Here is a 6,537-nt window from a genome sequence, read left to right on the forward strand (position 1 = left end):
TCGGCCGCCGACCCGGTGGCCCCGCCTCACACTCGCACCACCCAGTCAGGACCAGCACGATGGGCTTCACCAACCACCCCACCACCCCGTGGCGCGAGCTGCAGCGCCGCATGGGCACCCCGGCCGGACCCGGCGTGGGCGATGGCGGGCGCACGGTGATCCCCTTCCCCGGCCCCAAGGCCGCCGCGCCTCCCGAGCCGCCGGCAGCCGTCCGGCCGGACGGGACCGGCTGGGCCGAGCTGCACGTCCACTCCTCGTTCTCGTTCATGGACGGCGCTTCCTCCGTGGAGGACCTGGTCGCCGAGGCCGCCCGGCTGGGCATCGAGACGCTGGCCGTCACCGACCACGACGGCCTGTACGGAGCCGCGGTCCTGGCCGGCGAGGCCCGCCGCGCCGGCATCAACACCGCTTTCGGCGCCGAGCTGACCCTGGGCGCTGCCCTCGCGCCGACGGGTGTGGCGGATCAGGACGGTGAGCACCTGCTGGTCCTGGCTCGCGGCGCCGAGGGCTACCGGCGCCTGTCCGCGCAGATCGGCCAGGCCCACCTGGCCGGCCAGGGCAAGCGCCGCCCGGTCTACGACCCGGACCGCCTGGCAGACGCGCACGGCGGGCACTGGGCCGTGCTGACCGGCGGCTGCCGCAAGTCCGGCGTCCGGCGCGCCCTGGACAGCGAAGGTGCGGCCGGCGCCGAGCGCGAACTGCGCGCCATGGCCGAGCGCTACGGGCACGAGAACGTGTTCGTCGAGCTGACGGACCACCACATACCCGGCGACGACGACCGCAACGACGCCCTCGCCGCCCTCGCCGAGCGCACCGGACTGACCGTGGTGGCCACCACCGGCGCGCACCACGCCTCCCCCGCGCAGCTGCGCCTGGCCCAGACCCTGGCCGCGCTGCGCCAGCGCCGCACCCTCGCCGAGGCCGAGCCGTACCTGGCGGCGGCCGGCACCGCGCACCTGCGCTCGCCCGCCGAAATGGCCCGCCGGCTCGCCCCGTGGCCGGGCGTGCAGCAGGCCACCGCCGACCTCGGCCGGGCCCTGGCCTTCGACTTCCGCGACCTGAAACCGCAACTGCCCGGCTTCCCCGTGCCCGAGGGCCACAGCGAGGCCAGCTGGCTGCGCGAGCTCACCCAGCGGGCGGTGCCCGACCGGTTCGGGCCCGGCAACCGCCGCGCCGAGGAGCAGGTGGCCTACGAGCTGCAGGTGATCGCCCAGCTGGACATGGCTGGCTACTTCCTGATCGTCCACGACATCGTGGACTTCTGCCGCCGCGCCGACATCTGGTGCCAGGGCCGCGGATCGGCCGCGAACTCCGCGGTCTGCTTCGCCCTCGGCATCACCTCGGTCGACCCCATCCACTACGGCCTGCTGTTCGAACGGTTCCTGAGCCCCGAGCGGGACGGGCCGCCCGACATCGACCTGGACATCGAGCACCGGCGTCGCGAGGAGGTCATCCAGTACTGCTACGACACCTACGGGCGCACCCATGCCGCCCAGGTCGCCAACATCATCACCTACCAGCCCCGGCTCGCGGTCAGGGACGCCGCCCGGGCGCTCGGCTACAGCCCGGGCGACCTGGACCGTTTCGCCAAGGAGACCGGCTGGCACGAGATGCCGCCGCCGGATGCCGCCGTCCCCGATGACGTGCGCGACCTGGCCGGGCAGCTGCGCGGCCTGCCCCGCCACCTGGGCATCCACTCCGGCGGCATGGTCCTGACCCGGGACCCGATCGCCGAGACCTGCCCCACCGAGTGGGCGACCATGCCCGGCCGCTCCGTCCTGGAATGGGACAAGGAGAGCGTGGCCGCCGCGGGGCTGGTCAAGATCGACCTGCTCGGACTGGGCATGCTCTCCGCCCTGCACGACACCTGCGACCTGATCGCCCGCCACCACGGCCGCCGCCTCACCCTGGCCACTATTCCGCCCGACGACCCGGACGTGTACGCGATGCTGTGCCGCGCCGACACCGTCGGCGTCTTCCAGGTCGAGTCCCGCGCGCAGGCCTCCGCCCTGCCCAGGATGCGGCCGCGGACGTTCTACGACCTGGTGGTGCAGGTCGCCCTCATCCGCCCGGGCCCGATCCAGGGCGGCTCGGTCCACCCCTACATCCGCCGCCGCAACGGCCGCGAGGCGGCCAGCATCCCCCACCCCCTCATGGAACGCGCCCTGGCCAAGACGCTGGGGGTGCCGCTGTTCCAGGAGCAGATGATGCAGCTCGCCATCGACTGCGCCGGCTTCACCCCCACCGAGGCCGACAAGCTCAGGCAGGCGATGGGCGCCAAGCGCTCCCACGAACGCGTGGCCGAACTGCGTGAGCGCCTGCTGGCCGGCATGGCCGAGCGCGGCATCCCCCCGCAGGTCGCCGAAGACGTCTACGCCAAGATCGACGCCTTCTCCAGCTACGGCTTCCCCGAGAGCCACGCCGCATCCTTCGCGCTCCTGGTGTACGCCAGCGCCTGGCTCAAGCACCACTACCCGGCCGCCTACACCTGCGCACTGCTCGCCAACCAGCCCATGGGCTTCTACTCGCCGCTGACCCTGATCCAGGACGTGCGCCGACGCGGCGTCACCGTGCTCGCGGCGGACGTCAACCACAGCGACACCGCCCCCACCCTCGAACCCGCCCCCACCACGGCCGACGATCAGGACACAGCAGCGAGGCAGCCGGCGATCCGGCTCGGCCTGGGCTCCGTGCGCGACCTCGGCGAGGAGCAGGCCGACGCCATCGCCGCCGGCCGCCCCTACCGCGATCTGGAGGACTTCGCCCGCCGCACCGGCCTTGCCGCCCCCGCCCTGGAAGCCCTCGCCACCGCCGGCGCCTTCGCGAGCCTGGGCCTGACCCGCCGCCAGGCCCTGTGGTCTGCAGGCCTGCTCAGCCGCACCCGCGCCGACATGCTGCCCGGCACCGCCCCGGCGCTGATTGCCCCCGACCTGGCCCCGATGACCGCGATCGAGGAGACCATCGCCGACCTGTGGGCCACCGGCGCCTCCGCCACCGCCCACCCCGTCCAGCACGCCCGCCCCTACCTGGACCGGTGCGGTGCACTGACCGCGGCCGGCTTCAAGCAGACCCCGGCGGGCCAGCTGGTGGCCGTCGGCGGCCTGGTGACCCACCGCCAGCGCCCGCCCACCGCTGGCGGCGTGCTCTTCCTGAGCCTGGAGGACGAGACCGGCCTGATCAACGTCGTCGTCCAGCCCCACGTCCTGGAGCGCAACCGCAAGACCGCCCTCGCCAACGCAGGATTGCTGATCTACGGGACGGTCGAGCGCCGCGACGGAGCAGCGAACCTCGTCGCCACCAGGATCCTGCCGCTCACGATCACCCCGGCCCCGGCCCGCAACTTCCGATGAACCCTATGAGTCCCGGCCAGCCCCAGCGGTCACCTGAAGTTCGGGTCCGCCATCAGCACCACGCCGTCGACCGCGGGATCGAATCCGAGCACCGGATGCCCGTAGTCGCCCTCAGCCGTCATGACCACCTGCATGCCCAGCCTGCGGCCCACCGCGGCCAGCAGCCCGCAAAGGACCTCCACCCCGTGCTGGCCCTGCAGCTCTCGAAGGTCGACGTCGAACTCGATGCCCTCGGCCGACCACGGACGGAAGATCGCCAGCACACCCGGGACCGGCCACACACGCAGCACCCCACCGGCCGAACGCCTCAGCACCTCCGCTGCAGAAGGCAGCGGCCCGACCGCGTCACCTTCCAAGAACTCCCATGCCCAACCACTCGCCCGGACCAGATCGAAGACCGCTTGCCAGTCCTCCACCGACGAGGTGCCCTCCACGAAGACGTCCGGCAGAGCACCCATCACATCAGGGTCGAAGAAGTTCTTGACGTCATCCCACAGCAGATCTGGCACCCCGCCATGCTGCCCGCACACGCTCCCGAACGCAGCCCGGTTTCCTTGACGAGCCCCATAGAGGCACCCCCCGTACAGACTGCTCCCTTCACGACGGCTCCGGTTGCCGGCGTGCGCAGTCACAGGCCACGTCCAAGATCACTGACGGGGGAGTGCCATGGCCGGCCCCACCACCCGGAGCGACCTCGGCCGCCGCGCCGACTCCTCCGGTCCCGATGAGTCCGGTGCGGACCGGAGGCTGCCGCTGGTCTGACCGCGGCAGCGGGCCTCCGCATCCTGTACCTGCCCTGTTCTGAACGGAGTCGGCGCCACCCTGCAGACAGGGGCGGCGGGCCTTTGCCGCTGGTCGTGGCCTTGCAACGCCACGGAAGACCACCTCAGCGAAGCCGGACTGTCACACTCCGATACTTTTTACCCCTGGAGCGATAAACGCTTCGCCCTTCGAGGCGAAATGCTGGCCCCGCCGGACCACCGCAACCCCCAAGCGGCGCACCGGCATCCAGCACCCGCGTACCGAAGGACACGATGTTGAACCCCCGCCTGCCCGTCCTGCCCGCCCTGACGCCCGCGCGCTGCCGGTCCACCCCCGGCGCGGCCGCCGGCCCCGGCACCCATGCCGGCACCGCGAGCCGCGGGGGCAGCGAGTGAGCCAGGACCTGCCCGCCGGCACCGAGGGCGGCGGCGAGGAGCTGCCGTTACCGTTCCAGGCGTTCTTCATGCTCCACCACCAGGCCTACCTCGACTACGCCCGCGCCCAGCTGTCGCTGTCCGAGGACGAGCAGATCACCGAGCTGGTCGAGGACGTGTTCACCGAACTCGCCTACCGGTGGGAAGAGGTGATGACCTCCCAGGACCCGGCCGCCTACGCCTGGCGCATGCTGCGCTTCATAGTCGAGGAGGAGCGCCGGCACCGCGGCGAGGCGCTGGTCCTGATCGAGCGGGCCGTGTTCATGGTCGCCGCCAACAGGGTCACCCGCCCCGTCTTCGATGCCCTGGAGGACGGGCTGGGCATCTACCGCGAGATCGCCCGCCTGCCCGAGCGCCAGTACGACGCGCTGCTGTTCAACCAGATCCTGGGCTACAGCACGGCGCAGACCGCCGCCGTGATGGGCATCAAGGCCTCCACCGTCCGCGTCCTGGTGCACCAGGTCCACGAGAAGTTCCGCCGCCACCACCCGCTGGCCGCCGCCCCCGACCTTGAGGAGGAGTGATCCCAGTGACCTCCGACATCGAACGCCTCGCCGCCCAGGCCGCCCCCTACGCCCACTTCACCGGGTACGACCCGAAGGCCGGACTCCGCCGGATCGCCGCGAAGGTCGCCGCCCGCAAGGCCGCCGCCGCAGGCGTCGGCGAGAGCGACCGGGCCCCCGCCGCGCCCGCCACCGGCGCCGCCCGCCAGGCGTTCCACGCCCAGGCCGAGCAGGACCTGCGCAACCTGGCCACCCTCCTCATCAACGAGACCGCCGGCCCCGAACTGATCCAGCGCCTCGTCGACATCACCGAGACCATCAACCCCGCGCAGCAGCTGCTGATCGACGTCGACGCCGACGGCGCCACCATCTTCGCCGCCCTCCTCTACCTCGCCGACCACCCCCGCAACGCCCAGTTCTGGTTCCAGTTCGCCGCCGGCAGCGGCGACGGCACCGCCGCCTACTGCCTCTACCTCCACCACATCGCCCTGGGCGAACTGCGCGCCGCCGAGCACTGGTTCCACCAGGCCGGACTACTGCAGGACGCCCCGGCCCCCTGCCACCCCCGGCCCAGCGTGCCGCCGCTGGACCTCTACCTCCTCCACACCCCCCTGCACGGCCACGGCCTGGTCCCCGCCGACACCAGGACCCTGCAGCACCCGGACCCGGCACTGCGCCGCGCGGTGGACGACCTGCGCCCGGTGCGCGAGGCGGACGAGTTCGGCGCGTTCGTCGTGCCGACCGAGACCATCGCCGAGCAGCTGCACGAGCTCGTCAGCCACTGACCCGCCGCCCGACCGACGAACGGACCCCCGTGCCCGCCATCGCCCTGCTCGGCCTGACCCTGGCCGCGCTCCCCGCCGGCTACGCGGCCACGGTCGCCGCCGTCTACCTCGCCACCCGGGCCGCGCCCCGCCCGGCCCACCGCTACCGCGCCCGGCACCTGCTGGCAGCCCTGCTGTCGCAAGCCGCTCGCTGACCCCCGGGGCCCGCGAGCGGAAGGGCGCGAAGAGTTTCTCCCTCACCCTTGCTACGGGGCAGCAAAAGAGAAAACCGCAGGTCCCGGGCGACAGCTGAGGCGCGGCATGAACAAAGGCTCGGATCAATTCGGCGGCGAGCGGCGGAAAGAGCCTGCGGCCGATATATTCTGTTCATCCGCACCGCCCTCCGGACCTTGACCGGGCACCTGCGCCCTTAACGGGTGCGGGTGCCCTTTGCCGTCGCGCCCGCCCGGGCACGACGTTTTTACCGGAAAGGGGCGTTCCATGACCGACGACGACCGCGAAGCCGCAGGCAGCAAGCCCGGCGGCGGCACGGGACAGATCGCGACGGGGCGCCGGGTGGAGCTGCGGTACCAGCTGCTCATCGCCGTGGCCAAGCTGGCCACCGTCGGCCTGCTCGTCGTGGGCGAGCTGCTCGGTGGCCACTGGCCGCTGCGCTGACACGGCGGGGCGGGGGCGGGGGTGGGGGGCCCGGGGCGGCCCCCCC

6 protein-coding genes are annotated in these 6,537 nt (G+C 72.8%); 5 read left to right on the forward strand and 1 reads right to left on the reverse strand.

The genetic code is table 11. The features are described 5' to 3' along the window. Positions 1 to 59 precede the first annotated feature (59 nt). Positions 60 to 3,350 carry an error-prone DNA polymerase gene (locus ACFW1A_RS00915; protein ID WP_380401810.1) on the forward strand — a complete coding sequence of 1,097 codons (3,291 nt, stop codon included), beginning with the start codon at positions 60 to 62 and terminating at the stop codon, positions 3,348 to 3,350. 29 nt (positions 3,351 to 3,379) lie between these two features. On the opposite strand, the gene ACFW1A_RS00920 is transcribed toward ACFW1A_RS00915, so the two are convergent. Beyond that, positions 3,380 to 3,859 (reverse strand): hypothetical protein, encoded by a 480-nt coding sequence (locus ACFW1A_RS00920; RefSeq protein ID WP_380401812.1) that lies wholly within the window; start codon positions 3,857 to 3,859, stop codon positions 3,380 to 3,382. 644 nt (positions 3,860 to 4,503) lie between these two features. Here ACFW1A_RS00920 and ACFW1A_RS00925 point away from each other — a divergent pair. From ACFW1A_RS00925 to ACFW1A_RS00940, 4 genes are all read left to right on the forward strand, one after another. Further along, positions 4,504 to 5,070, forward strand: a complete 567-nt coding sequence (locus ACFW1A_RS00925) for a sigma-70 family RNA polymerase sigma factor (RefSeq protein WP_380401814.1) — start codon at positions 4,504 to 4,506, stop codon at positions 5,068 to 5,070. Between the two features lie 5 nt (positions 5,071 to 5,075). Continuing rightward, the gene (locus tag ACFW1A_RS00930; protein ID WP_380401817.1) at positions 5,076 to 5,834 is read left to right on the forward strand and encodes a hypothetical protein; all 759 of its coding nucleotides are present in this window, start codon (positions 5,076 to 5,078) and stop codon (positions 5,832 to 5,834) included. A gap of 29 nt (positions 5,835 to 5,863) precedes the next feature. Then, on the forward strand, positions 5,864 to 6,028 hold the full coding sequence (locus ACFW1A_RS00935; RefSeq protein WP_380401820.1) for a hypothetical protein: 165 nt from the start codon (positions 5,864 to 5,866) through the stop codon (positions 6,026 to 6,028). A 286-nt stretch (positions 6,029 to 6,314) separates the two neighbouring features. Then, positions 6,315 to 6,491 carry a hypothetical protein gene (locus tag ACFW1A_RS00940; protein WP_380401823.1) on the forward strand — a complete coding sequence of 59 codons (177 nt, stop codon included), beginning with the start codon at positions 6,315 to 6,317 and terminating at the stop codon, positions 6,489 to 6,491. Positions 6,492 to 6,537: the final 46 nt, after the last annotated feature.

This window comes from Kitasatospora sp. NPDC058965 (genome assembly GCF_042741245.1).
Lineage (GTDB): Bacteria > Actinomycetota > Actinomycetes > Streptomycetales > Streptomycetaceae > Kitasatospora.

What these genes read in the sequence shown, in the direction of transcription:
- ACFW1A_RS00915 (WP_380401810.1), top strand. Translation starts at nt 60, where the DNA reads ATGGGCTTCACCAACCACCCCACCACCCCGTGGCGCGAGCTGCAGCGC.
- ACFW1A_RS00940 (WP_380401823.1), top strand. Translation starts at nt 6,315, where the DNA reads ATGACCGACGACGACCGCGAAGCCGCAGGCAGCAAGCCCGGCGGCGGC.